Origin of the sequence: Streptomyces sp. SKN60, from assembly GCF_026236535.1 — a bacterium.
Lineage (GTDB): Bacteria > Actinomycetota > Actinomycetes > Streptomycetales > Streptomycetaceae > Streptomyces.
In genome coordinates this window covers 15,250-39,773 of the sequence record NZ_JAHTMW010000027.1, presented here as the reverse complement: position 1 = coordinate 39,773, position 24,524 = coordinate 15,250, and the positions used below count along the sequence as shown (strand labels likewise).

General features: G+C 72.9%; 25 protein-coding genes. 16 read left to right on the top strand and 9 right to left on the bottom strand.

From position 1 onward, the window contains the following. Positions 1-43: 43 nt before the first annotated feature. Positions 44-373 (top strand): hypothetical protein, encoded by a 330-nt coding sequence (locus tag KV205_RS32100; RefSeq protein ID WP_265868342.1) that lies wholly within the window; start codon positions 44-46, stop codon positions 371-373. Positions 374-398: 25 nt separating this feature from the next. Here KV205_RS32100 and KV205_RS32095 read toward each other — a convergent pair whose 3' ends face one another. From KV205_RS32095 to KV205_RS32085, 3 genes are all read right to left on the bottom strand, one after another. Further along, positions 399-1,358, bottom strand: a complete 960-nt coding sequence (locus KV205_RS32095) for a hypothetical protein (RefSeq protein WP_374214760.1) — start codon at positions 1,356-1,358, stop codon at positions 399-401. Between the two features lie 258 nt (positions 1,359-1,616). After that, positions 1,617-2,837 (bottom strand): acetyl-CoA C-acetyltransferase, encoded by a 1,221-nt coding sequence (locus KV205_RS32090; RefSeq protein WP_265868341.1) that lies wholly within the window; start codon positions 2,835-2,837, stop codon positions 1,617-1,619. A 122-nt stretch (positions 2,838-2,959) separates the two neighbouring features. Next, positions 2,960-4,000, bottom strand: coding sequence for an SGNH/GDSL hydrolase family protein (locus KV205_RS32085; protein WP_265868339.1), 1,041 nt, complete (start codon positions 3,998-4,000; stop codon positions 2,960-2,962). Between the two features lie 125 nt (positions 4,001-4,125). Here KV205_RS32085 and KV205_RS32080 point away from each other — a divergent pair, with 125 nt between their 5' ends. Then, positions 4,126-5,520, top strand: coding sequence for a cystathionine beta-synthase (locus KV205_RS32080; protein WP_265868338.1), 1,395 nt, complete (start codon positions 4,126-4,128; stop codon positions 5,518-5,520). Between the two features lie 340 nt (positions 5,521-5,860). Further along, positions 5,861-6,694 (top strand): MurR/RpiR family transcriptional regulator, encoded by an 834-nt coding sequence (locus KV205_RS32075; RefSeq protein WP_265868337.1) that lies wholly within the window; start codon positions 5,861-5,863, stop codon positions 6,692-6,694. A 19-nt stretch (positions 6,695-6,713) separates the two neighbouring features. Here the strand turns inward: KV205_RS32075 and KV205_RS32070 are convergent, their stop codons facing one another. Both KV205_RS32070 and KV205_RS32065 read right to left on the bottom strand, forming a co-directional pair. Continuing rightward, positions 6,714-7,193, bottom strand: coding sequence for an SRPBCC family protein (locus KV205_RS32070; RefSeq protein ID WP_265868336.1), 480 nt, complete (start codon positions 7,191-7,193; stop codon positions 6,714-6,716). Next, entirely contained in the window at positions 7,190-8,560 is a 1,371-nt protein-coding gene (locus tag KV205_RS32065; protein WP_265868335.1) for a diaminopimelate decarboxylase, read from the bottom strand. The genes KV205_RS32070 and KV205_RS32065 overlap by 4 nt, the downstream gene beginning before the upstream one ends. A 103-nt stretch (positions 8,561-8,663) precedes the next feature. Here KV205_RS32065 and hutU point away from each other — a divergent pair, with 103 nt between their 5' ends. The 3 genes from hutU (at position 8,664) to KV205_RS32050 (ending at position 12,942) form a co-directional block, all read left to right on the top strand. Then, positions 8,664-10,328: a urocanate hydratase gene (hutU, locus tag KV205_RS32060; protein ID WP_265868334.1), complete on the top strand. Its 1,665-nt coding sequence runs from the start codon at positions 8,664-8,666 to the stop codon at positions 10,326-10,328. 86 nt (positions 10,329-10,414) lie between these two features. Beyond that, a complete protein-coding gene (locus KV205_RS32055) occupies positions 10,415-11,617 on the top strand; it encodes an allantoate amidohydrolase (RefSeq protein ID WP_265868408.1) in 1,203 nt (400 codons plus the stop codon). Next, positions 11,608-12,942, top strand: coding sequence for a formimidoylglutamate deiminase (locus KV205_RS32050; RefSeq protein ID WP_265868333.1), 1,335 nt, complete (start codon positions 11,608-11,610; stop codon positions 12,940-12,942). The genes KV205_RS32055 and KV205_RS32050 overlap by 10 nt, the downstream gene beginning before the upstream one ends. Positions 12,943-13,002: 60 nt before the next feature. Here the strand turns inward: KV205_RS32050 and KV205_RS32045 are convergent, their stop codons facing one another. Then, on the bottom strand, positions 13,003-14,202 hold the full coding sequence (locus KV205_RS32045) for an RNA-guided endonuclease TnpB family protein (RefSeq protein WP_265868407.1): 1,200 nt from the start codon (positions 14,200-14,202) through the stop codon (positions 13,003-13,005). Positions 14,203-14,354: 152 nt separating this feature from the next. Between KV205_RS32045 and hutI the strand changes: the two genes are divergently transcribed. From hutI to KV205_RS32030, 3 genes are all read left to right on the top strand, one after another. Then, complete coding sequence (gene hutI, locus KV205_RS32040) at positions 14,355-15,599, top strand: imidazolonepropionase (protein ID WP_265868332.1); 1,245 nt, start codon at positions 14,355-14,357, stop codon at positions 15,597-15,599. A 309-nt stretch (positions 15,600-15,908) separates the two neighbouring features. Further along, positions 15,909-16,283, top strand: a complete 375-nt coding sequence (locus KV205_RS32035; RefSeq protein ID WP_274711102.1) for a VOC family protein — start codon at positions 15,909-15,911, stop codon at positions 16,281-16,283. After that, complete coding sequence (locus KV205_RS32030; protein ID WP_265868330.1) at positions 16,265-16,759, top strand: hypothetical protein; 495 nt, start codon at positions 16,265-16,267, stop codon at positions 16,757-16,759. The genes KV205_RS32035 and KV205_RS32030 overlap by 19 nt, the downstream gene beginning before the upstream one ends. A gap of 15 nt (positions 16,760-16,774) precedes the next feature. On the opposite strand, the gene KV205_RS32025 is transcribed toward KV205_RS32030, so the two are convergent. After that, a complete protein-coding gene (locus KV205_RS32025; protein WP_265868329.1) occupies positions 16,775-17,089 on the bottom strand; it encodes a hypothetical protein in 315 nt (104 codons plus the stop codon). 142 nt (positions 17,090-17,231) lie between these two features. Here KV205_RS32025 and KV205_RS32020 point away from each other — a divergent pair, with 142 nt between their 5' ends. Next, positions 17,232-17,774, top strand: coding sequence for a hypothetical protein (locus KV205_RS32020; protein WP_265868328.1), 543 nt, complete (start codon positions 17,232-17,234; stop codon positions 17,772-17,774). Between the two features lie 6 nt (positions 17,775-17,780). Here the strand turns inward: KV205_RS32020 and KV205_RS32015 are convergent, their stop codons facing one another. Both KV205_RS32015 and KV205_RS32010 read right to left on the bottom strand, forming a co-directional pair. Continuing rightward, the gene (locus KV205_RS32015) at positions 17,781-18,410 is read right to left on the bottom strand and encodes a phosphotransferase (RefSeq protein ID WP_265868327.1); all 630 of its coding nucleotides are present in this window, start codon (positions 18,408-18,410) and stop codon (positions 17,781-17,783) included. Between the two features lie 34 nt (positions 18,411-18,444). After that, a complete protein-coding gene (locus tag KV205_RS32010; RefSeq protein ID WP_265868325.1) occupies positions 18,445-19,302 on the bottom strand; it encodes an RNA polymerase sigma factor SigF in 858 nt (285 codons plus the stop codon). Positions 19,303-19,495: 193 nt separating this feature from the next. Here KV205_RS32010 and KV205_RS32005 point away from each other — a divergent pair, with 193 nt between their 5' ends. The 6 genes from KV205_RS32005 to KV205_RS31980 all read left to right on the top strand — a co-directional run bounded on the left by KV205_RS32005 (position 19,496) and on the right by KV205_RS31980 (position 24,497). Then, on the top strand, positions 19,496-19,867 hold the full coding sequence (locus tag KV205_RS32005) for an STAS domain-containing protein (protein WP_265868324.1): 372 nt from the start codon (positions 19,496-19,498) through the stop codon (positions 19,865-19,867). A gap of 117 nt (positions 19,868-19,984) precedes the next feature. Next, entirely contained in the window at positions 19,985-20,416 is a 432-nt protein-coding gene (locus KV205_RS32000; RefSeq protein WP_265868323.1) for an ATP-binding protein, read from the top strand. A 166-nt stretch (positions 20,417-20,582) separates the two neighbouring features. After that, a complete protein-coding gene (locus KV205_RS31995; RefSeq protein WP_274711100.1) occupies positions 20,583-21,248 on the top strand; it encodes a peptidase in 666 nt (221 codons plus the stop codon). Continuing rightward, complete coding sequence (locus KV205_RS31990) at positions 21,248-22,063, top strand: hypothetical protein (RefSeq protein WP_265868321.1); 816 nt, start codon at positions 21,248-21,250, stop codon at positions 22,061-22,063. Before KV205_RS31995 ends, KV205_RS31990 begins: the two co-directional genes overlap by 1 nt. Next, complete coding sequence (locus KV205_RS31985) at positions 22,060-23,097, top strand: hypothetical protein (protein WP_265868320.1); 1,038 nt, start codon at positions 22,060-22,062, stop codon at positions 23,095-23,097. The genes KV205_RS31990 and KV205_RS31985 overlap by 4 nt, the downstream gene beginning before the upstream one ends. A gap of 26 nt (positions 23,098-23,123) precedes the next feature. Next, complete coding sequence (locus KV205_RS31980; protein ID WP_265868405.1) at positions 23,124-24,497, top strand: hypothetical protein; 1,374 nt, start codon at positions 23,124-23,126, stop codon at positions 24,495-24,497. Positions 24,498-24,524 lie beyond the last annotated feature (27 nt).

Sequence of the window (24,524 nt, the reverse complement as noted above, 5' to 3'; positions counted from 1 at the left end):
CGCCCGTTGGCAATGGTCCCCGGACGGCGCGTAGGGTCGCGGGGTGCGCGATACGACCGAACTGACCGCCGCCGCCGAGCGCTTCGCCGACCGGCTGCGGGCCGCCCCGCAGAGCCGCCTCCAGCGCGGCGCCGCCGCCGAGGGCCTCGCCCTGGCCAGGGAGTTGGCGGCCCGGGCGCAGCGTCTGGAGGACCCGGAGCGGGAGCCCCGGACCATGCCCGACGCCGGGGTGTTCGTGGTCGCCGACCAACTCGCGGTCGCCGCCGCGGATCTGGCCGAAAGCATGCGTACGGCCCCGGCAGGAGCCCCCGGAGGGGACCTGGACGAGGCCGTGGAACTCGTACGGGCGGCACAGGCCCGCGCGGGCCTGTAGGGGCCGTACAGCGCCCCCAGGGGCCCTACATGCTGGCGATCACGCGGTCCGCGAGGATGTAGACGTTGTCCTCGGGCGCCTCGCCGCAGGAGAAGGTCAGGGCGTAGGCGCCGGAGACGCCCGAGCCGCCGAGCAGGACGGGGGTCTGTCCGGCGCGCAGGGCACCGGCGAGGCGCTCGGCGGTCTCGCGGTGGCCCGGGGTCATGCACAGCGTGGTGCCGTCGGCGAACACGTACACGTCCAGGGTGCCCAGCGGGCCGGGACGGACGTCGGTCAGCGCCGTACGGGTGTCGGCCAGCTCCTCGAGACGCGCCACCGTGCGCTCGTGGTCGGTGACCACGGGCGTGCGGACCGGCACGAAGTCCGGGTGCGAGGGGTGCCGGCGGCGGGCCGCGGCCAGCTCGGGGGAGTCCTCGGGGTACTCGCCGGCGCCGGCCGGCTCACCGGTCAGCTCGCCCGCGAGCTCACCGGCGAGCTCGGGGAACTCGTCGAAGGTCTCGAAGGTGTCGAACGTCGTGTCGAAGGTGTCGAAGAGCTCCGTCGGGTCCTGCGGCGCGGCCTCGCGGCCCGGCCCGTCGAGCGCGGCGGCCTCCGCCTCCATGGCCTCCAGGGCCATCGCCTCCAGGCCCGTGAAGTCGGCCTGGCGCGGGACGAAGTAGGGGCCGTCCTCGCCGGGGCCGGCCAGACCGCCGAGCAGCGACGGGGCGTCGGCGGCGTCCCGGGCCTCCTGCGCGGCCCAGAAGGCGCGCGCCTCGGCCAGCTCGCGCTCGCGCTCCTCGGCCAGGGCCTCGGCGACCGCGGCCCGTATCTCGGCGGCGGGCGTCTCGCGGGCCTGCTGGGGGACGGACGCGCCCTGTGCGGTTGCGATCTCGCCACGCAATGCGATGATCTGCTTACGGAGAGCGTGGGCGGAGTGCAGGGCCGCGGCGCCCACGGCCGTGGCAGCGGCGGTGGTCACCAGCAGGGCAAGAGACAGAGCGCTCACTGACGTACTCCCGATTCCGAGTCGATCCCCCGACTTCCTACATCAGAGTGTCCTGAGGTCGCGCGTCCTGTCAGTGCATTACGTCACGAAATGGACAGGTATTTCGGCCGGGCGTTTAGTCCCGAAACCCCTGTGACCTGGGAAAACAACTCTCCCCCGGGATGTATGTCACATCCTGGGGGAGATTCGGTCACGGCTTGGACGCGGGGCGGTTAGTCCGCGCGCCCGGGAGGCACCGGCTCAGCCGCTCGTCGAGCCTCAGCTCAGGCGCTCGATGACCATGGCCATGCCCTGGCCACCGCCCACGCACATGGTCTCCAGGCCGAACTGCTTGTCGTGGAACTGGAGGCTGTTGATCAGGGTGCCGGTGATGCGGGCACCCGTCATGCCGAAGGGGTGGCCGACGGCGATGGCGCCACCGTTGACGTTCACCTTGTCCAGGTCGAAGCCCAGGTCGCGGTAGGACGGGATGACCTGCGCGGCGAAGGCCTCGTTGATCTCGACCAGGTCGATGTCGCTCGCGGTGAGGCCGGCGCGCTTGAGCGCCTGGTTCGACGCCTCGACCGGGCCCAGGCCCATGATCTCGGGGGACAGGCCGGAGACGCCGGTGGAGACGATCCGGGCCAGCGGGGTCAGGCCCAGCTCGCGCGCCTTGGTGTCGGACATGATCACGAGCGCGGCGGCGCCGTCGTTCAGCGGGCAGCAGTTGGCGGCGGTGACCAGGCCGTCGGGGCGGAAGACCGGCTTCAGGCCGGAGACGCCCTCCAGGGTGACGCCGGCGCGCGGGCCGTCGTCCTTCGAGACGACCGTGCCGTCCGGGAGCGTCACCGGGGTGATCTCGCGCTCCCAGAAGCCGTTCTTGATGGCCTGCTCGGCCAGGTTCTGCGAGCGGACGCCGAACTCGTCCATGTCCTGGCGGGTGACGCCCTTCCAGCGCGCCAGGTTCTCGGCGGTCTGGCCCATGGCGATGTACGCGTCGGGGACCAGGCCGTCCTCGCGCGGGTCGTGCCAGGTGGAGCCCTCGGAGGCGGCGACGGCGGCCGTACGGGCCTCGGCGTCGGCGAAGAGCGGGTTGTGCGTGTCGGGCAGCGAGTCCGAGTTGCCCTTCACGAAGCGGGACACCATCTCGACACCGGCCGAGATGAAGACGTCGCCCTCGCCCGCCTTGATCGCGTGCATCGCCATGCGGGAGGTCTGCAGCGAGGAGGAGCAGTAGCGGGTGATCGTGCAGCCCGGCAGGTGGTCCATGCCCATCTGTACGGCCACGATGCGGCCCAGGTTGTTGCCCTGCTCGCCGCCGGGCAGACCGCAGCCGAGCATCAGGTCGTCGATGTCGCGCGGGTCCAGCTCGGGGACCTTGGCCAGGGCGGCCTGGATGATCGTGGCGGTGAGGTCGTCGGGCCGCAGGTCCTTCAGGGAGCCCTTGAAGGCCCGGCCGATCGGCGAGCGGGCGGTCGAGACGATGACGGCTTCGGGCATCACGGCTCCAGGAGGATGCGGAGTGGGCGGACAGAAAGGGAAGTTACCTGCACGTACCGCGCGGGTCACCGGCCACGGTGTGTGATGCGGACCTCTTTTCTAAGCGCCCGCTCAGGACCGGCTCAGTCCTGAGGGAGGGGTGTGGAGGCGTCCCGCTGTCCATTGTCCCGCCCGTTCTCCTCCGGTACGGGGGTGCCGCCCGGCAGCGGCAGCCGGCGCCGCCTGCGGTGCTTGAGCAGCGCCCAGGGCGCGCGGGCGCCGATGACCTCGGTGCCGGCCTCCCGGACCGCCTCCGCCGCCGCCTTCGCCACCGGCAGCATGTTCTCGCGGCGCGCCACGTCGAGCCGGTCGGCTTCCGGCCAGACCCCGAGCGCCGCGCAGACGGTCGGAAGGACCGCCATCGCCGCCGTCGCGTACCCCTCCGCGGAGGGGTGGAAGTTGTCCACGCCGAACATCTCGCGCGGGTTCTCCGCGAACTCCGGCCCGAGCAGGTCGCCGAGCGACACCGTCCGCCCGCCCTGCTCGACCACCACGATCGTCTGGGCCGCCGCGAGCTGCCGCGAGGCCCGCCGGGCCAGCCAGCGCAGCGGCTGGTAGACCGGCTCGATGGTGCCGAGATCCGGGCAGGTGCCCACCACCACCTCGGCGCCGGCCGTGCGCAGCCGCCGTACCGCCGCCGACAGACAGCGCACGGACTGGGTGGCCGGCATCCGGTGGGTGACGTCGTTCGCGCCGATCATGATCACGCACACGTCCGGGGGACCCGACGGCGCGGCGAGCAGCAGCGACACCTGCCGCTCCAGATCGTCCGAGCGCGCCCCGGACAGCGCCACGTTCCGCAGGTCCACCGGGCGCTCGGCCACCGCCGCGAGCCCCGAGGCGATCAGCGCCCCCGGGGTCTGCCCGACCCGCCGCACCCCTTGCCCGGCCGCCGTGGAATCACCCAGAAGGGCCAGCCGCAGCGGCTCCTCGGGGCCGAACTCCCGCCCGTACCGGCCGTCCGACCCGGGCGGCAGCGGCGCCACCCCGCCCCCGACCGACTTCTTGGCCAGCGCGACCTCGGCGAGCAGCACGCCCACGGCCGCCACACCGAGCAGACCGATGCTCCCGCCGCCGTACGCCGCGCCCGCCGCGATCCGCCGCGCCACCCTCGCCCTGGACATCCGGGCCGCCACCTCCTTCAGGCCGCATCCGAGCCGTCTCGGTTACTCCTGCCCCGTAAGCGGCTCCGGCTACGCATTCCACGGAATACGCTGGCTGCACCATTACGGAGACCCCGGAGACTACGGTGCAATTCCACGACTCGATGATCAGCCTCGTCGGCAACACCCCGCTGGTGAAGCTCAACAGCGTCACCGCCGGCATTCAGGCGACCGTCCTGGCCAAGGTCGAGTACTTCAACCCGGGCGGCTCGGTCAAGGACCGCATCGCCCTGCGCATGATCGAGGCGGCCGAGGAGAGCGGCGCGCTCAAGCCCGGCGGCACCATCGTCGAGCCCACGTCCGGCAACACCGGCGTCGGCCTGGCGATCGTGGCCCAGCAGAAGGGCTACAAGTGCATCTTCGTCTGCCCGGACAAGGTGTCCACGGACAAGATCAACGTGCTGCGGGCGTACGGCGCCGAGGTCGTCGTCTGCCCGACGGCGGTCGACCCCGAGCACCCGGACTCGTACTACAACGTGTCGGACCGGCTGGTGCGGGAGACCCCCGGCGCCTGGAAGCCCGACCAGTACTCGAACCCGAACAACCCGCGCTCGCACTACGAGACCACCGGTCCCGAGCTGTGGGAGCAGACGGAGGGGAAGATCACCCACTTCGTCGCGGGCGTCGGCACCGGCGGCACCATCTCCGGCACCGGCAACTACCTGAAGGACGCCTCAAAGGGCAAGGTCCAGGTCATCGGCGCCGACCCGGAGGGCTCGGTGTACTCCGGCGGCTCCGGCCGCCCGTACCTGGTCGAGGGCGTCGGCGAGGACTTCTGGCCGACCGCCTACGACCAGAACGTCGCCGACCGGATCGTCGCGGTGTCCGACAAGGACTCCTTCCAGATGACCCGCCGCCTCGCCAAGGAGGAGGGCCTGCTCGTCGGCGGCTCCTGCGGCATGGCGGTCGTCGCCGCCCTGGAGGTCGCCAAGGAGCTCGGCCCCGACGACGTCGTCGTGGTGCTGCTGCCGGACTCCGGCCGCGGCTACCTGTCGAAGATCTTCAACGACGAGTGGATGGCCGACTACGGCTTCCTGGAGGACACCTCCACCGCCACCGTCGCCGACGTCCTGACCCACAAGTCGGGCGACGTGCCCTCGCTCGTCCACATGCACCCGGACGAGACCGTCGGCCAGGCCATCGAGGTGCTGCGCGAGTACGGCGTCTCCCAGATGCCCATCGTGAAGCCGGGCGCCGGCCACCCCGACGTGATGGCCGCCGAGGTCGTCGGCTCGGTCGTCGAGCGCGAGCTGCTGAGCGCGCTGTTCACCCAGAAGGCGTCCCTGGAGGACCCGCTGGAGGACCACATGTCCGCCCCGCTGCCGCAGGTCGGCTCGGGCGAGCCGGTCGCCGACCTGATGTCGGTGCTCGGCGACGCGGACGCGGCGATCGTGCTCGTCGAGGGCAAGCCGACCGGTGTGGTCAGCCGCCAGGACCTGCTGGCCTTCCTCGCCGCGAGCGGCGGCGGCCGCCAGCACTGACGTCCCTGAGGCCTGCTGCGGGTCCGTTCGCGCAAACGGTACGAGCGCGACACGTACCCGCAGCACCCCCTTAACAAGGCCACGGCAGAGTCTTACCCGTCGGCGTCACGGACCTCCGGAGCGGCTCCCGGACCTCCAGACGACGCCGCCGGACGCGGACCGGCCCTGACCCGGGCCCGTGTCCCTCGCGGGGACCGCCGTCGTCCCGCCCCCCGGAAACGGGGGTGCGGCGGTCCCCGCGCAACCCTTTCCCCGTGCCCCTCTGCTTGCCTGTCTGCATATCCTCATGCAGAGTTCCAGGTGACTGAATAGATGGACGGGTGGAAGGGGGACGGCAGGCATGAGCGACAGCCCGGCCGGACGGCTGCAGGCGCTCTTCGAGGGGCACCGGCTCACACCGACCCAGCGCCGCATCGCGCACTGCATGGTGCGCCGCGCCGCCGACGTGCCCTTCCTGTCCAGCGTCGAGCTGGCCGAGCTCGCCGGCGTGAGCCAGCCCTCCGTGACCCGCTTCGCCGTGGCCCTCGGCTTCGACGGCTACCCGGCGCTGCGCAAGCACCTGCGCGACAGCGTGCCCGCGGTCGCCGAGGAGCACACCGAGCACAACGAGTACCAGCAGGCCGTGCTCGGCGAGATCGAGAACCTCAAGCACCTCGCCGCGCTGCTCGCCGACCCGACCCCGGTCGAACGGGCCGGGCGGCTGCTCGCCGGCTCGCGCCCGCTGCCCGTGCTCGGGCTGCGCGCCGCCTCCTCGCAGGCCCGCGGCTTCGCGTACTTCGCCGGCAAGGTGCACCCCGACGTCCGGCTGCTCGACGAGGGCGGCTCGATGCTCGACGACCGCATCGACGCGGCCGTACGGGCCGGGGCCTCGGCCCTGCTGTGCTTCGCGCTGCCCCGGCACCCGCGCGAGGTGGTCGACGCCCTCGCCCACGCGCGGGCGGCCGGCCTGCAGGTGGTGACCGTCGCGGAGTCCGCCTTCGCGCCCGTCGCCGCCCACAGCGACCTGCTCATCCCGGCCGCCGTCGGCACCGGCCTCGCCTTCGACACCGCCTGCGCCCCGATGCTGCTCGGCCGGGTGCTCCTGGAGGCGATGGCGGACGAGCTGCCGGACGCCCAGGCCCGCCTGGAGGAGTTCGACACGAAGGCGGCGGCGCGGGGCCTGTTCGTGGACTAGGGACCGTCCTTCGACGGTTCTAGCCCCGGCTCTCCACCGCCCGCGCCATCTCGTCCAGGTCCTTGCCGAGGGCCCGGGCGACCGCCCGGGAGCCGAACCGGTTGAGGAGCCGGGTCAGCACGCCCGGGTTGCGGTCGTGGGAGGGGCGGGCCGTGAAGGTCATCCGCAGGACGGTCGTGGTGGCCGCCGCAGCGGGGCCCTCGGGGTGGAGGGTGAGCTCGGAGACGTAGTGCATGCCGTGGGAGTCGGCGACCGTGACGTACCGCTCGGGCGGTTCGCAGACGGTCACCGTCATCTCCTCGGTGGCGGCCTTGCCGAGCATCCGCCGGGTCTCCCGCCAGCGGGTGCCCACCGCGAAGCCGCCCTCGGTGAGCACCTCGACCTTCTCGACGCCGGAGAGCAGCCGGGGCAGCTCGGGGAGGTCGGTGATCGACTCCCAGACGCGGCCGGGCGAGGCGGCGACACGGCGTTCCACGACGACGGAGGTGCCAGCTGTCATGCCTCCATGTCAGCATCCGGCGCCGGATCGCGCACCGGATCGCGCATCGGTTCGTGCACCAGGACGCCGGACCGGGCGCCGCCGGACTCGGCCACGATCTCGTCGAGGGTCTGGGCGGGGCGCACGGCGACGAAGACCGTCCCGCCGTCGTCCGTCGGGGTGAAACCGTGCACGGCAGGCCGGGGCAGGCTGTTGTACGCGTAGTGGTGGGCGAAGTAGTAGGCGCCGGTGTCCGGCACCGCCACCACGTCGCCGGGGCGCAGCGGCGGCAGGGCGCGGCCGGTGGCCAGCAGGTCCCCGGCGAAGCAGGCGGGCCCGGCCACGTCCTGGACCACCGGCTCGCCGGTGCGGGGCCGGCCCTCGGCGTCGTACGCGAGGATCCGCAGCGGCCAGGACCCGGGCGCGTAGACGGTGCGGGTGGCGATCTGGACGCCCGCGTGGGTGACGGCGATGGGGCGGCCGCCGGAGGTCTTGGTGTATTCGACCCGGGCCAGGACCGTGCCGTGCTTGGCGAGCAGCGAGCGCCCGAACTCGGTGACCAGCGCGTAGCGCCCGTCGAGCAGTCCGGGGACGGTCGCGGCGAGCAGCCGGGCGTAGTCGGCGTAGGTCGGGGTCTCCTCGTCGGAGGCGAAGTTGACCGGGAGCCCGCCGCCGATGTCGAGGGTGTCGATCTGCTGCCGGCCGGCCTTGGCGTTGATCTCCTCGGCGAGCGCGTACGCGGCGGCGACGCCTTCGGCCATCAGGGCGAGCGGGATGCCCTGGGAGCCGGTGTGGGTGTGCAGGCGGGTGAGCCAGGGCCGGTCCAGATAGGCCTGGACGACGGCCTCGCGGGCGCCCTCGTCGCGCAGCGCCACGCCGAACTTGGAGGTGGCGGTCGCGGTGGAGAGCGCGCCGATGGAACCGGCGCCGACCTGCGGGTTCACCCGCAGTCCGAGCGGCGAGGCGGTGGGCGCGGAGGCGACCAGGGCGTCGATTCTGGCCAGTTCCTGGAGGTTGTCGGCGTTGACCGCGATGCCGAGCGCGAGGGCCTGGCGCAGCTCGGCGTGGGTCTTGGCGGGGGAGTCGAGGACGGTGCGGGAGGGCGGGATCCCGGCGGCGCGGGCGAGCGCCAGCTCGCCGGGGCTCGCGACCTCGACGCCGAGCCCCGACTCGTACAGGAGGCGCAGCACGGGCACGAGCGGGCAGGCCTTGACGGCGAAGGCGTGCAGCACGGGGGCGCTGGTGACGGCGGTGAATGCGCTGGTCAGGGCGGTGGTGGAGGCGCGGATGCCGGTCACGTCGAGGAGTGCGGTGACGGGCTCGGCGGGGGAGAGGAGTCCTTGCTCGACGGCGGCGCGGACGGCCCGGTCGCGTTCGGAGAGCGTCATGCGTCCATGGCACCACTCGGCGGGTCGGACGCGCAGCTGTTGACTAAGTCTATTCAGACGGTCAGGATGTGAATATCTGAACCACATTCGAGGAGGCACCGCCATGTCAGGACCCCGACCCGTACGGGCACCGCGCGGTACGGAACTGAGCGCCCTGGGATGGCAGCAGGAGGCCGCCCTCCGGATGCTCCAGAACAACCTCGACCCCGAGGTCGCCGAGCACCCCGACAAGCTCGTCGTCTACGGCGGCACCGGCAAGGCCGCCCGCGACTGGCGCTCCTTCGACGCCATGGTCCGCACCCTGCGCACGCTGAAGCAGGACGAGACGATGCTGGTCCAGTCCGGCCGCCCGGTCGGCGTCATGCAGACCCACGAGTGGGCCCCGCGCGTCCTCATCGCCAACTCCAACCTGGTCGGCGACTGGGCCAACTGGGAGGAGTTCCGGCGTCTTGAGGCCCTCGGCCTCACCATGTACGGCCAGATGACCGCCGGCTCCTGGATCTACATCGGCACCCAGGGCATCCTCCAGGGCACCTACGAGACCTTCGCCGCCGTCGCCGCGAAGAAGTTCGGCGGCACCCTGGCCGGCACCATCACCCTGACCGCCGGCCTCGGCGGCATGGGCGGCGCCCAGCCGCTCGCCGTCACCATGAACGACGGCGTCGCGATCTGCGTCGACTGCGACCCGCGCGCCATCGAGCGCCGCATCGAGCACCGCTACCTGGACGTCAAGGCCGACAACCTGGCCCACGCCCTCCAGCTCGCCACCGAGGCCCGCGACGCCCGCCGCCCGCTCTCCATCGGCCTCCTCGGCAACGCCGCCGAGCTGCTCCCGCAGATGCTCGCCGAGGGCGCCCCGATCGACATCGTGACGGACCAGACCTCCGCCCACGACCCGCTGTCCTACCTCCCCGTCGGCGTCGCCTTCGAGGACATGGCCGACGCCGCCGCCAAGGACCCGGCCGGGTTCACCCAGCGCTCCCGCGAGTCCATGGCCAAGCACGTCGAGGCCATGGTCGGCTTCATGGACGCCGGCGCCGAGGTCTTCGACTACGGCAACTCCATCCGCGGCGAGGCCCAGCTGGCCGGCTACGACCGCGCCTTCGCCTTCCCCGGCTTCGTCCCCGCCTACATCCGCCCGCTGTTCTGCGAGGGCAAGGGCCCGTTCCGCTGGGCCGCGCTGTCCGGCGAGGCGAGCGACATCCACAAGACGGACAAGGCGATCCTCGACCTCTTCCCGGAGAACGAGTCCCTGCACCGCTGGATCAAGATGGCCGGCGAGCGCGTCCACTTCCAGGGCCTGCCCGCCCGCATCTGCTGGCTCGGCCAGGGCGAGCGCGACAAGGCCGGCGCCATGTTCAACGACATGGTCGCCGACGGCACCCTCGCCGCCCCGCTCGCGATCGGCCGCGACCACCTCGACTGCGGCTCGGTGGCCTCCCCGTACCGCGAGACCGAGGCCATGCTCGACGGCTCCGACGCCATCGCCGACTGGCCGCTGCTCAACGCCATGGTCAACGTCGCCTCCGGCGCCTCCTGGGTCTCCATCCACCACGGCGGCGGCGTCGGCATGGGCCGCTCCATCCACGCCGGCCAGGTCTCCGTCGCCGACGGCACCAAGCTCGCCGGCGAGAAGATCCGCCGCGTGCTCACCAACGACCCGGGCATGGGCGTCATCCGCCACGTCGACGCCGGCTACGACATCGCCGAGCGGGTCGCCGACGAGAAGGGCGTCCGCGTCCCGATGCGCGAGGGTGATTCCGCGTGACCTCGTCCCACGACGCCGCCGAGGCGCCCCGCGGCTCCGCCCGGGCCGCCTCGGCGGGGCGGGGGGACTCCCCCTCGTTCCACGCGATGTGGCGCAGCCTGCACGGAATCGGCCGCAACACGGACTCCGGCGGCTACCGCCGCTACGCCTGGACCGCCGCCGACGCCGACTGCCGCCTCTGGTTCCGCATGCAGGCCGAGGCCCGCCGGCTCGACGTCGAGACCGACCGCAACGGCAACCAGTGGGCCTGGCTCGGCGACCGCACCGCGGGCGACGCCGTCGTCACCGGCTCCCACCTGGACTCCGTGCCCGACGGCGGCGCCTTCGACGGCCCGCTCGGCGTCGTGTCCGCCTTCGCCGCCCTCGACGAACTCCGCGCCCGCGGCGTCTCCTTCAAGCGGCCCCTCGCCATCGTCAACTTCGGCGACGAGGAGGGCGCCCGCTTCGGGCTCGCCTGCGTCGGCTCCCGGCTCACCTCCGGCCAGCTGACCAAGGAGAAGGCCTTCGAGCTGCGCGACGCGGACGGGATCTCGCTGCCGCAGGCCATGGAGGCCGCCGGCCACGACCCCGAGGCCATCGGCCACGACCCGGAGCGGCTCGCCCGCATCGGCGCCTTCGTCGAGCTCCACGTCGAGCAGGGCCGCACCCTCGACCTGTCCGGCGACCCCGTCGGCATCGCCTCCGCCATCTGGCCGCACGGCCGCTGGCGGTACGACTTCCACGGCGAGGCCAACCACGCCGGCACCACCCGGCTCGTCGACCGGCGCGACCCCATGCTGCCGTACGCCGAGACCGTCCTCGCGGCCCGCCACGAGGCCGAACTCGCGGGCGCCGTCGCCACCTTCGGCAAGATCGCCGTCGAGCCCAACGGCGTCAACGCCATCCCCTCGCTCGTCCGCGGCTGGCTCGACGCCCGCGCCGCCGACCAGGAGTCCCTGGACGCCGTCGTCGCCGGCATCGAGGCCGCCGCCCGTGACCACGCCGTCCGCCGGGGCGTCGACCTCGCCGTCGTACGCGAGTCGTTCACGCCGGTCGTCGAGTTCGGGCACGCCCTGCGCGAGGAGCTCGGCCGGCTGCTCGCCGACGCCACCGGCACCAAGGTCCCGGTCCTCGGCACCGGCGCCGGACACGACGCGGGTATTTTGTCCGCCTCGATCCCGACCGCCATGCTGTTCGTGCGCAACCCCACGGGCGTCTCGCACTCCCCGGCCGAGTTCGCGGCCGAGGACGACTGCGTGGCGGGCGTCCACGCACTCGCCGACGTACTGGAGGGCCTCGCGTGCAGGTGACGTACTGGCTGGAGCATGCCTGGCTCGACACCCACGTCGAGCCGGGCGTGGTGCTCGAAGTGGCCGACGGCCGGATCACCGCCGTACGGACCGGGGCCGAGGCCCCGCCGCCCGGCGCGGTCGTCCTGCGCGGCCTGACGATCCCGGGCCTCGCCAACGCCCACAGCCACGCCTTCCACCGGGCCCTGCGCGGCACCGTCCAGGTCGGCTCCGGCACCTTCTGGACCTGGCGCGAGGTCATGTACGGCGTCGCCCAGCGGCTCACCCCCGACAGCTACTTCGCACTCGCCCGCGCCGTGTACGCGGAGATGGCCCTCGCCGGCATCACCGCCGTCGGCGAGTTCCACTACCTCCACCACGCGCCCGGCGGCACCCCCTACGCCGACCCCAACGCCATGGGCGAGGCCCTGATCGCGGCCGCCGCCGACGCCGGCATCCGTATCACCCTCCTCGACACCGCCTACCTCTCCTCCGGTTTCGGCGCCGCCCCCGAGCAGCACCAGCTCCGCTTCTCCGACGGGACGGCCGACGCCTGGGCCGAGCGGGTCTCGGCGCTCAAGGAACGCGACGGCGTACGGATCGGCGCCGCCATCCACTCGGTGCGCGCCGTCCCCGCGGACCAGCTGGCGACCGTGGCCCGCTGGGCCCAGGACCGCCAGGCCCCGCTGCACGTCCACCTCTCCGAGCAGACCGCGGAGAACGACGCCTGCCGGGCGGCCCACGGCCGCACCCCGACCCAGCTGCTCGCCGACCACGGCGTGCTCGGCGCGCGCACGGTGGGCGTCCACAACACCCACATGACGGACGCCGACATCGCGCTGATCGGCTCGACGGCCACCGGCACCTGCATGTGCCCGACCACCGAACGCGACCTCGCCGACGGCATCGGCCCCGCCGTCGCCCTCCAGCGGGCCGGCTCCCCGCTCTCGCTCGGCAGCGACAGCCACGCCGTCATCGACCTCCTGGAGGAGGCGCGCGCGATGGAGCTCAACGAGCGCCTGCGGACCAGGACCCGCGGCCACTGGACCGCGGCGGCGCTGCTCCGCGCGGCCACGGCGGACGGTCACGCGGCCCTCGGCCGGCCCGACGCCGGCCGCCTGGAGACGGGCGCGCTCGCCGACTTCACGACGATCGCGCTCGACTCCGTCAGGACAGCGGGACCGGTACCGCGTCTGGCAGCCGAGACGGCGGTATTCGCAGCGTCGGCCGCGGACGTACGCCACACGATCGTGGGCGGGCGGCAGGTCGTCCGGGACGGGACCCACGTATCCGTTCCCGACGTGGCCCGGGCCCTCGCGGATTCGATCGCCGCCCTGCGCGGCTGAGCTGACTGAAGGAGAGACGCCTCACCTTGGCTTCTTCCCCCTCGTGGACGAGGGGGATTCTCACGGCTTGCGCCGTGAGGGTTTCTGCTTCGTCGCCGACTGCCCGCCTGGAGTTCTCCGTTGAGGTCTTACACCAGCTCCACAGACTGTCACCGCCAGCCCGGCGGCCAGAAGGTTACGAGCCGCGTTCACGTCCCGGTCATGGGCCGTGCCGCAGCTCTCGCACGTCCAGGTGCGGACGTTGAGCGGCATCCTCTTCGCGAGGGTGCCGCAGTGGGAGCACAGCTTGGAGGAGGGGAAGAAGCGGTCGACCGCGATCACTTCCCGTCCGTACCAGGCTGCCTTGTACTCCAGCAGGCTCCGGAACTCCGCCCACGCGGCGTCATTGACGGCGCGGGCGAGTCTCCGGTTCTTGACCATGTTGCGCACGGTCAGGTCCTCGATCACGAGCGTTTGGTTCTCACGCACGAGACGAGTGGTCAGCTTGTGCAGGCCGTCGCGCCGGCGGTCGGCGATCCGGGCATGGATCCTGGCGACCTTGCGGCGGGCCTTGGCCCGGTTGGCGCCGTCACCCATAGCCTTGCGCGACAGCTCCCGCTGAGCGCGTGCGAGCCGCGCACGGTCCCGGCGTTCGTGCCGGGGGTTGGCGATCTTCTCACCCGTGGACAGGGTCAGCAGGTGGTCAAGTCCTACATCGATACCCACGGCGTCGTCGTTCACCGGCAGCGGCTTGACGGTCGAGTCCTCGCACAGCATGGAGACGAACCAGCGCCCGGCCGCGTCCTGCGACACAGTCACCGTGGACGGCTCCGCGGCCTCGGGCAAGGGCCGGGACCACACGATGTCCAGAGGCTCGGACATCTTCGCCAGGGTCAGTTCGCCGCCTCGGAAGCGGAAACCGCTGGTTGTGTATTCGGCGGACTTCCTCGACCTCTTCTTCGACTTGAAGCGCGGGTGCTTGGCCCGCTTGCCGAAGAAGAGGGTGAACGCCGTCTGCAGGTGCCGCAGGCACTGCTGCAACGGCACCGAGGACACCTCGTTCAGGTAGGCGAGTTCCTCGGTCTTCTTCCACGCCGTCAGCATCGCCGACGTGGCGTTGTAGTTGACCCGCTCCTGCCGCACCCACGCCTCTGTACGCGCGGCCAGCGCCAGGTTGTAGACCTTCCGCACACACCCGAACGTGCGCGACAGCTCAGCCGCCTGCGCATCGGTCGGGAAGAAGCGGTACTTGAACGCCCGCTTCACACACGTCACGGTCATTCTCACAAGCTAGTGATGCGATTTGTGAAGATCAAACCTGCTGGTCAGGGCACGGCCTTCCGTACCGGGGGCGAAACCCTGCTTCATGTCCTGCTCCGCAGGAGTCCGATCCCCCTCCCCGTCGAATCGGGGATTTTCCTCGGAGGTATCCGATGAACGGCCCCGCGGCGACGAACAACCCGGCGGCGAGCACCGGACCCACGAGCGCGAACAGCGCCGTGGCGGCGACCGCCACGGTGATCACCAACATCGCCAGTCTCGTCACCAACGACCCCTCCCTCGGTGATGGTTCGCCACTCGGTCTGATCCAGGACGCGGCCGTCGTCGTCGACGGCGACCGCGTCGTCTGGGTCGGTGAGACAAGCAAAGCACCGGCCACTGACAACCGGGTCGACGTCGGCGGCCGGGCGGTGATCCCCGGCTTCGTCGACTCCCACTCCCACCTCGTCTTCGCGGGCGACCGGACAGCGGAGTTCAACGCCCGGATGTCCGGCCAGGCGTACAAGGCGGGCGGCATCCGCACCACCGTCGCCGCGACCCGCGCCGCCACCGACGCCGAGCTGTCCGCCAACGTCGCCCGCTACATGTGGGAGGCGCTGCGCCAGGGCACCACGACCTTCGAGACCAAGTCCGGCTACGGCCTCACCGTCGAGGACGAGGCCCGCGCGCTGCGCATCGCCGCCGAGCACACCGACGAGGTCACCTACCTCGGCGCGCACATCGTGTCGCCGGACTACGCGGACGACCCCGCCGGGTACGTGAAGCTGGTGACCGGCGCGATGCTGGACGCCTGCGCGCCGTACGCCCGCTGGGTCGACGTCTTCTGCGAGAAGGGCGCCTTCGACGGCGACCAGGCCCGGGCGATCCTCAAGGCCGGCCAGGCGAAGGGCCTGCAGGCCCGGGTACACGCCAACCAGCTGACGTACGGCCCCGGCGTGCAGCTCGCGGTCGAGCTGGACGCGGCGAGCGCCGACCACTGCACCCACCTCACGAACGCCGACATCGACGCGCTCGCGCAGGGCAACACGGTGGCGACGCTGCTGCCGGGCGCCGAGTTCTCCACCCGCGCCGAGTGGCCGGACGCGCGGCGGCTGCTCGACGTGGGCGTGACGGTCGCGCTGTCCACGGACTGCAACCCCGGCTCGTCCTTCACCTCCTCGATGCCGTTCTGCATCGCGCTCGCCGTCCGCGACATGCTGATGACGCCCGACGAGGCGCTGTGGTCCGCGACGGCCGGCGGCGCGGCGGCGCTGCGCCGCACCGACGTGGGCCGGCTCGCCCCCGGCGCCCGCGCGGACCTGATCGTCCTCGACGCGCCGTCGCACGTGCACCTGGCGTACCGGCCGGGCGTGCCGCTGGTCGCGGAGGTCTGGCGGAAGGGTGTGCGGACCGTCTGAGGGCGCCGCTAACCGCGGCGCCCATGACGTCGACTCCGCAGACCCCTCCGAAGAAGATCCGGCCGAGCAGCTTCCGCGAGGAGTCCGGCCTGGACGACTGGCGGGTCCTGGGCGAGGGAGCCTGCGCGTACTACCGCACCGGCACCTTCGCCGAGGGCGCCGCCTTCGTGTCCGCCCTCGCCACCCTCCCCACCTCCCCCGACGTGGACCTGCGGCCCGACGGCGTGACGGTCCGCCTGATCACGGCCACCGCCGAGCTGTACGGCCTGACCGAGGGCGACCCCGAACTCGCCCGCCGCATCTCGGCCCCTGGCCGCCGAACTCGGCCTCACCGCCGACCCGTCGGCCCTCACCGGCGCCCAGGTCACCATCGACGCGCTCGACATCCCCGCGGTCACCCCCTTCTGGCGCGCCCTCCTCGGCTACACGCACCGCGCCGGCAGCCCGGAGGACCTCATCGACCCGCACCGCCGCAACGCCCCCTTCTCCTTCCAGCAGATGGACGCCCCCCGCCCCCAGCGCAACCGCCTCCACATCGACGTCTGGGTCCCCCACGACGAGGCCGAACCCCGCATCACCGCGGCCCTCGCCGCCGGCGGCCACCTCGTCACCGCCGAACACGCCCCCTCCCACTGGGTCCTGGCGGACCCGGAGGGCAACGAGGCGTGCGTGGGCACTCTGTGACGTACGAGGAGTTCGTCCGCCTCGCTACGGCGGATCCGGCGGTCGTGGGTCTCGTCCTCAAGGGCTCCCAGGCCCACGAGGGCATGCCCACGGCCCACTCGGACCACGACCTCTACGTCGTCCTCGCCGACGGCGCGCCCTCCGACCTCACCCGCTTCGCGGGCCACCGCACCCCCGAACTCGACCTGGTCGTCATGTTGTTGAGCGCCTTCCGGGCGGTGGGTATGCCGGGCTTCGAGCGCTACGGGCTCGCCCGGGCACGGGTGGTCCTGGACCGCCTTGACGGGGAGATCGCCGCGATACTCGCCGCGAAGGCCGTCCTCACGGAGGCGGAGTCCGCCCGCCTCGCCACCACCCCCGCCCCGACCCTCCAGCGCACCCTCTTCGCCCGCGTGGAAACCGCCGCCCGCGCGGCCGGCCACGGCGCGGTCCTCGACGCCTGGGGCGAGGACCTGGAGCTGATGCGGCCGCAGTGAGCCTGAACCGCGTGCTCACGCCAGCCACAGGGCCGAGCGGCGGTGGCGGTACGGCGGGATGTCGAGGGTGTCCGTCACCGTCGGGTCGGTGTTCGCCAGGCGTACGGCGGCGGCCAGGGCGGCACGGAGCCGGGCGCGGGCGCGGCGTTCTTCGACGGCCGCCCAGCGGCCGACCGTGGCGTCGTGCTGGTGGCGGGGGAAGGAACGGAACGCGACCTCGCGGCGGGTCCCGTGGCGCGGGTCGCGGAGCACCACGACATGCCAGGGCGCGCCGGGGCGCTCTGGCCGCTCGGCGTGGGCGGGCGGGATGTGATGGGCGGTACGCGACACGGGCACTCCTCCGGCAGCGACCACCAGGACTCTCCTGGCGGGGCTACCGGAAGCCGGTGGGGCCGGTGGCGCGGGCGTGAGCGGCGTGAAGCACCGTGATATCCAACCGCATCGGTGACCGCTCGCGTGCGAGATTGGCGGCATGGGACATTCGCGGGCCTATCCCGTCTTCCGGAGCGACGACGCTGACGCCGCCTACGCGCGGGCGCAAGCGCTGTGCCGTGGCCTTGAGTTCGTCGAGGACGAGCGGTGGGTGGAGGCGCTGGTCGGGGACGCCGAGCGGGTGCGGGCGGTAGCCGGGGTGGTGCCCGGGGCGTTGTTCGAGGGGGCCGACAAGGAGGCGTACGACCCCTGGGGCGACCGCCGGGCCGCATGTTTTCCGGTGTGGGTGTTCGAGGAACACGCCTCCGCAGACGTGGAGTTGCCGTTCCTGCGGGCCGTCGGGGAGGACCCGGCGATGATCGGATGGCGGGGGCGGTGGCCCGGGGCGCACGGGCGGGACCAGTACGACGGGGTGCAGGTGTCGTTCCACAGCGATGACGTCGAACTGGACCCGGACAGCGGTCCCGTCGGCACGCACACCGTCTTCCTGCACGTGGACAAGGGCTGCCCGTCCGAGCGGGTCCGGGAGCTGGCTGCCCGCGCCGGGTCGGAGCTGCTCGGCGCGGCGCGGATCGGCTGGTAGCTGGGGCTACCCGGCCAGGGTGACGATCAGCTCCCCGGCCGCCGGGATCGACGCGCGTTCCGGCTCCGACAGGTGCGGGTCCCGGGCGCGGAAGGCGGTCGCCTGCGGGACGTACGGGGTGACCTGGGTCGGGAGGTGGGACAGGAGGGTGGTCAGGGCGGTGTGGGCGCCGGGGGCGTAGGGGGCGGGGGAGAGGGCGGCTTCCGCGAGGAGGAGGGCGGACATCGCGCGGTCCAGGCCCGCCGGGCCCTCGCGGGCGGTGCGCCAGTCGATGACGACGGGGCCCGCCGGGGTGAGGACGACATTGCCCGGGTGCAGGTCCAGATGGATCCACGGGGTCGCGTGGAGGCGGACGAGGAGGTCCGCGAGCAGGGCGCCCGCCGCCTCCGGGGTGACCGTGCCGGTCACGGCGGCGTCCAGGAGGGTGGGGCCGGTGAGGCGCTCCATGACGAGGTCGGGGCCCTCCGCGTGGGCCACCGCCGGCACGGGGTAGCCGTGCGCGGCGAGCTCGCGCATGATCCGGGCCTCCGGTGCGGCGTCGCCGCCGTCGCGGTAGCGCCGCAGGACCCGGCCGTCCCCGGCCTCGTACACATCGGCCGAACGGCCCGTACCGATCAGCGCGCCGCCCATGGCCATGGGCCAACTGTACGCAGCCGGCCGGGCGTTGGGCCTACTCCTCCGTCGTCAGGCCCCTGCGCAGCCGCGCCAGCGTCCGCGAAAGCAGCCGCGACACGTGCATCTGCGAGATGCCCAGCTCCTCGCCGATCTCCGACTGGGTCAGCCCGGCCGTGAAGCGCAGCGACAGGATGCGGCGTTCGCGGGCCGGCAGCGAGGCGATCAGCGGCTTGAGCGACTCGACGTACTCGATGCCCTCCAGGCCGTGGTCCTCGTAGCCGAGCCGGTCGGCGAGCGTCGCGCCGCCGTCCGCCTCGGCCTCCTCCGGCGGGGCGTCCAGCGAGCTCGCGGTGTACGCGTTGGCCGCGGCCATCCCCTCGACGACCTCGTCGGTGCCGATGCCCAGTTCGCGGGCCAGCTCGTCGACGGTGGGCGCCCGGTCCAGGCGCTGGGCGAGTTCGTCGCCGGCCTTGGCCAGGTCGAGGCGGAGCTCCTGGAGCCTGCGCGGGACGTGCACCGACCACGAGGTGTCGCGGAAGAAGCGCTTGATCTCGCCGATGATCGTCGGCATCGCGAAGGTGGGGAACTCGACGCCGCGGGCCAGTTCGAAGCGGTCGATCGCCTTGATGAGGCCGATGGTGCCGACCTGGACGATGTCCTCCATCGGTTCGCTGCGGGTGCGGAACCGTGAGGCGGCGAACTTGACCAGGGCCAGGTTGAGTTCGATCAGGGTGTTGCGGACGTACGCGTACTCGTGGGTGCCCTCCTCCAGGTCGCCCAGCCGGGCGAAGAGGTTCTTCGAGAGGGCGCGCGCGTCGAGCGGCGCGATCTCGTCGAGGGGCGGGATGTGCGGCAGTTCCGCGCGTTCCGCCACCTCGATGGGTACGAGGGATACGTCGAGGCGGGGGGACATGGGTCTCCTCCAGTGGTGGTCTCTGTGTCTCTGCTGCGGTTTGCGGCGCCTCCGAAGCCGGCCGTGGGAACGTGTTCCTTACTAGCCCTACCTGCTCGACCCTGATGGTTGCAAGTGGCAATTGTCTGCTTTGGCATGGTTTGGGGTGGAGCTTGTGTGCGGTGCACGCGGGTGCGCTTGTATGGTTCGACGCATGTACCGCCAGCACATCGGCAGCGCACCCGAACGGTTTCGGGTCGAGGTCCGGACCGTGGGGGCGAGCGAGGTGCTCACCCCCGTGGGTGAGCTCGATCACCACACCGCCGAACTGTTGCGTGCGCCACTCGACCACGCACTCGACGAAGGTCGTACACGCCTCGTACTCGACTGCTCACGCCTCGAGTTCTGCGACTCGACCGGACTGAACGTCCTGCTGGCCGCCCGCCTCCGGGCGGACGCCGGCGGTGGCGGGGTCCATCTGGCCGCGATGCGACCGCCGGTCGCGCGGGTCTTCGAGATCACCGGGGCGGAGGCCGTCTTCACCCTCCACGACACGCTCGAATCCGCGCTCCCGCATCCCGGCTGAGCGTCGGCCGAGCGCACGGCCCTCCGCCCCCTGGGCCCGGCGCCCCCGACCCCGGCCCGCCGGGCCCCCTGTCCTGAACTCGTCAAGCGATTGCATCGGTATCGGTGAGGTGAAGCGTTGAAGGAGACCGCCTCCGGCGACCCCGAGGTCCGCACCCTCGCCCTTGGGTCGGCCAGTGGCACCGTTCCGCTCGCCCGCGACTTCACCAGGCAGCTGCTCCACGAGTGGGGCTGGCTGCCGGCCGCCACCGCGGACCGCCGGGCCGCCGCCGAGGACGTCCTCCTGGTCGTCTCCGAACTGGTCACCAACGCCTGCCTGCACGCCGAGGGCCCGGAGAGCCTGCGCGTGCTGCGCCTCGCCGAGGTGCTGCGCCTTGAGGTCGCCGACCGCGGCGCCGGCCAGCCCGCCCCGCGCACCCCGCACCGGGCCGGCCGCCCGGGCGGGCACGGGATGTTCATCGTGCAGCGGCTCTGCCGCGCCTGGGGCATCGACCGGGTCCCGGGCACCCCGGGCAAGACGGTCTGGGCGGAACTTGCCGCCCCGGCGTAAGCACCTCCGTACTTTCACAACGCTCTCTCTTCCCTCCACAAGGCACCGGGCGTACCTTGACGGCCAATCTGAAAGACCGTCAGTAACTGTGCGGTGAGGGGTGCTTGAGGTGCCGAACGTGCCGAACCGGAGAAGAGTGGCCCGTGCGCTGACGGCGGCGGTGGCGATGGCCGGCTCGGCCGTGCTGGTCTCCGCGCCCGCCGCCCACGCCACCGTCGTCGACGTCGACTACGCCTGCGAGACGAAGATCGGACCCAAGAGCGCCGTCTCGCCCGTCGACATCAAGGCCGAGAAGAGCGGAAGCTCGTACACGATCACGATGTCCTTCGAGAAGGGCGTCTCGGACAGCCCGGTCGAGCTGCCCAAGGGGGTCATGACCCCGCGCGCCGAGCTGGTGCTCGGCGGCGCCGACAGCGGCAGGGTGCAGGTCAAGGGCGTGCCGAACGCGGTCGCGATCCCGCCCAACACCCCTATCAAGATCGGGCAGTTGACGGGCACGTACACCCCGAAGAAGAGCGGAAAGGTCACCTTCACGGCCGGCACGCTCATCGTCCACGCGCTCGGCATGGACGCCGCCACCTGCAAGCCCACCAACAACCCCAAGCCCGCCCTGGAGCTGGACGTGACCGCGGCCGGCGGCTCGGGGGGCTCCGGTGGGTCCGACGGCTCCGGCTCCTCCGGCGGTACGGACGCGGGCGGCGGGCAGCTGCCCAAGACCGGGCCCCTCGACTCCGCCACCGCGCTCGGCACCCTCGGCGGCACCGTGCTGCTGACCGGCACGGCCGGCGTGCTCTGGCTCACCCGGCGCTCGGCCCGGCACACGGCACGTTGATGCGGGGGGTACGGGCGGGGCTCGGGGCCGTCGCCCTCCTCGGCGTGCTCGCGGCCGCCCCGCCGCCCCACGCCGACGCGGGCGCCAGGGCCGACGCCGGGGCCTGGACCGCCGCGCCCGCCGCCGGCCGCCCGTACGTCTATCTGGAGGGCGCCGCCGGCAGCGTCCTGCAGGACACCCTCTCCGTCACCAACCCCGCCCCGCGCCCGCTCACCGTCACGCTCACCGGCCAGGGCGGCACGCCCGTCGCCTTCGCCGCCACGACCGTGACCGTCCCCGCCCGTACCCGCGCCGACGTGCCCTTCGCCGTCACCGTCACCGCCGACACCCCGCCCGGGGAGCACCGCGGTGCGGTACGGGCCGAGGCCGCCGGGCACACCACCGTCGTCCCGCTCCACCTGCGGGTGAGCGGGCCCCGGCTGGCCGCGCTGACCGTCGAGGACGTACGCGTGGAGCGCTCCGGCACCCGGTGCACCCTGCGCTACACCCTGGTCAACCGCGGAAACACCGTGCTCGCCCCGCGCCTCGCCGTACGCGCCGAGGGCCTCTTCGGCACGGTCCTGGACCGCCCCGAGCAGGCCCTGCCGGTCACCCTGCGCCCCGGCGAACGCGTCACCCGCACCGCCCCCTGGCCCGACCCGCCCGCGCTCGACTCGGTCACCGTGCGCCTGACGGCCGCCGCCCCCGGCGCGGCGCCCGCGACCGCCCGCGCGGACGCCTCCTTCGCCTCCCCGGCGGGCGTCGGCGGGCTGGCGGCCGCCCTCCTCGCGGCGGCGGGCACGGCCACGTACGCGATACGACGGAGGAGACGATGACGTACCTGCGTACGGCGGCGGGCGCGCTGCTCACCGCGCTGCTGCTCGCCCTGCCACTCGCCCTTCTGCCGACCACGGCCACCGCCACCGCCGCCGAGGCGCCCCGGATCGCGCTCTCGCGGACCGAGGGCGGCAAGGGCGGCGAGATCACCGTCAGCGGCTCCGGCTGGAAGCCGGGCGCCCTGCTCATGCTGCTGGTCTGCGGACAGTCGGCGCCCGGCAAGGGCGTCATCGGCGGCACCAACTCCTGCGCCAACACCGACGGCCGCGCGGCCACGGTCGACGCCAAGGGCTCGTTCAGCGCGAAACTCCCGGTCGCCGAACCGCCCGTGCCCTGCCCCTGCGTGGTGCACGTCGCTGGGGTGACCGGCCAACAGGACTCCGTGGACGCCGCGTTCACGGTCGCCGGGCACCCCACCGCCCCACTGCCCGAGACCGCCGGCACGGGCCGGCTCGCCGTCCTCACCTCGGCCCGCCTGGAGGGTTCGAGCGGGGTCCTGGTGTGGTTCGGCGCCCCGGCCCGGCGCGAGGTCGTCGTGACGCTCGGCAACCTCGGCCAGACACCGGTCAAGGACCCCGTCTTCGAAGTCGGCACCAGCCACGGGGTGTTCGCGCCGCAGTACGAGGAACGCCAGTGGCGCGGCACGATCGAACCCGGCCGCAAGGCCCTGGTCAGACTGCCGGTCGAGCTGACCGCCGGCGCGCACGGCGACTACCAGGTGTCCGTGCGCTTCGGCGGCAAGGTTCTCGTCGAGCAGCCCTGGGGCGTCGGCCGCCCCTGGGGCGTGACCCTGTTCTGGGTGCTGCTCGCGCTCGTCGTGCCGGCCGCCCTCTTCCGTATCGGCATGGCGGTCGTGGACCGGGTCCGCCCGGCGGCCCGCGTCCCCCGGGGCCGCCGGGCCCGTGCCCGTACATCCGCCCCCGCCTCCGCGTCCGCCCCCGTATCCGTATCCGAACCGACGGCGGTCCTGCCGTGGTTCACCCCTGACTCCGCACCGTCAGAGACCAGTCCGACGACGAAGGGACAGGCGTGAGTACGACACGCACGACGACACGGAGGATCGGTGCGACGGGCGTCGCGCTGATCCTCGGCGGGGCGGGGATCCTGCTGACCGCCGCACCCGCCCTGGCGGCGGAGGTCTCGTACAAGACCGAGTGCATCCCGCCCGCCATCTCCGGCCTCCCGCCGGTCCAGGGCACCACCAAGGTGCAGATCACCGCGCCCGCCGAGGCCAAGGTCGGCGACGAGGTCGAGGTCGTCTGGAAGACGGTCGAGGCCGCGTCCAAGAACCCGGACATCCTCGACCTCGACAAGGACACCGTGAAGCCGACCGGCGTGATCAGGATCGGCGGCGCGGCGAGCGGCACGCTGGCCATGGAGGGCCCCCGGCAGAACCCGCCGATCCCGAAGAACAGCCCGATGGTCCTGCCGGACATGAAGGGCAAGCTGAAGCTGGAGAAGGCGGGCGAGATCACGCTGACGCCGGACAAGTACACGATCAACGTCTCCAAGCCGATGTCGACGGACACCAAGTGCTCCCCGAAGGAGACGGTCGCGGTCGGCGCCACGATCAAGGTGACGGACGGCGGTGGCGGCTCCTCGTCCGGCGGCGGCTCCTCGTCCGGCGGTACGACCACGAGCGGTGGCACGACGACCAGCGGTGGTACGACGACGAGTGGCGGTACGACCACCAGCGGCGGCACCACCACCTCGGGCGGGTCCACCACCACGTCCGGCGGCGGCACCACCACCTCCGGCGGTTCCGGCGGGCAGACCGACTTCCCCGGCAAGGAGGTCTCCGTCGCCTTCGCCTGCCAGGCCCCCGGCCCGGCGTCCATCAACTCGAAGGTGACCATCAACGCCAAGAAGAACGGCGGCTCCTACGCCCTCACCGTCAAGACCGCCAAGGGCGTCATGAACAGCCCGGCCGCCCTCCCCAAGGGCGCCCTCAAGCCCTCGATGGCGGTGAAGATCGGCGGCGCGGACAGCGGCACGGTCACCGTCACCGGCGCGCCCAACCCCGAGCCCCTGGAGGCGGGCAAGCCGGTCGACCTGACCGACATGACCGGCACCTACAAGCCGGGCGCGAGCGGCAAGGCCACGCTGAGCCCCGGCAAGCTGACCATCAGCGTCTCGCTCGGCGGCTCGCCGATCGTCATCCCGTGCGAGGTCAAGGGCTCCGTACAGGCCTCGCTGACCCTGGACACCGAGAAGCAGGCGGGCGGCGCGGCCGGCGGCAGCGGCGACGGCGGCGCGTCCACCACGTCCGGCTCCTCCTCCGGCGGCGGTTCCGGCTCCGGCGGTGGCGGGCTCGCCGACACCGGCGCCGACGACGGCGGTGCCCTGCACGCCCTCGCCCTGGTCGCCGGCACGGTGATCCTGCTCGGCGGCGCGGTGTTCACGTTCACCCCGTGGGCGCGGCTGAAGCGCTAGGGACTGTCCGGCGCGAGGGGGGAAACG

Excerpts from the sequence above, each read along its gene's own strand:
- KV205_RS32090 (WP_265868341.1), bottom strand. The coding sequence starts at position 2,837 with ATGCCCGAAGCCGTCATCGTCTCGACCGCCCGCTCGCCGATCGGCCGG.
- KV205_RS32085 (WP_265868339.1), bottom strand. The coding sequence starts at position 4,000 with ATGTCCAGGGCGAGGGTGGCGCGGCGGATCGCGGCGGGCGCGGCGTAC.
- KV205_RS32075 (WP_265868337.1), top strand. The coding sequence starts at position 5,861 with ATGAGCGACAGCCCGGCCGGACGGCTGCAGGCGCTCTTCGAGGGGCAC.
- KV205_RS32070 (WP_265868336.1), bottom strand. The coding sequence starts at position 7,193 with ATGACAGCTGGCACCTCCGTCGTCGTGGAACGCCGTGTCGCCGCCTCG.
- KV205_RS32065 (WP_265868335.1), bottom strand. The coding sequence starts at position 8,560 with ATGACGCTCTCCGAACGCGACCGGGCCGTCCGCGCCGCCGTCGAGCAA.
- hutU (WP_265868334.1), top strand. The coding sequence starts at position 8,664 with ATGTCAGGACCCCGACCCGTACGGGCACCGCGCGGTACGGAACTGAGC.
- KV205_RS32055 (WP_265868408.1), top strand. The coding sequence starts at position 10,415 with ATGTGGCGCAGCCTGCACGGAATCGGCCGCAACACGGACTCCGGCGGC.
- KV205_RS32045 (WP_265868407.1), bottom strand. The coding sequence starts at position 14,202 with ATGACCGTGACGTGTGTGAAGCGGGCGTTCAAGTACCGCTTCTTCCCG.
- hutI (WP_265868332.1), top strand. The coding sequence starts at position 14,355 with ATGAACGGCCCCGCGGCGACGAACAACCCGGCGGCGAGCACCGGACCC.
- KV205_RS32020 (WP_265868328.1), top strand. The coding sequence starts at position 17,232 with ATGGGACATTCGCGGGCCTATCCCGTCTTCCGGAGCGACGACGCTGAC.
- KV205_RS32015 (WP_265868327.1), bottom strand. The coding sequence starts at position 18,410 with ATGGCCATGGGCGGCGCGCTGATCGGTACGGGCCGTTCGGCCGATGTG.
- KV205_RS32010 (WP_265868325.1), bottom strand. The coding sequence starts at position 19,302 with ATGTCCCCCCGCCTCGACGTATCCCTCGTACCCATCGAGGTGGCGGAA.
- KV205_RS32005 (WP_265868324.1), top strand. The coding sequence starts at position 19,496 with ATGTACCGCCAGCACATCGGCAGCGCACCCGAACGGTTTCGGGTCGAG.
- KV205_RS31995 (WP_274711100.1), top strand. The coding sequence starts at position 20,583 with ATGGCCGGCTCGGCCGTGCTGGTCTCCGCGCCCGCCGCCCACGCCACC.
- KV205_RS31990 (WP_265868321.1), top strand. The coding sequence starts at position 21,248 with ATGCGGGGGGTACGGGCGGGGCTCGGGGCCGTCGCCCTCCTCGGCGTG.
- KV205_RS31985 (WP_265868320.1), top strand. The coding sequence starts at position 22,060 with ATGACGTACCTGCGTACGGCGGCGGGCGCGCTGCTCACCGCGCTGCTG.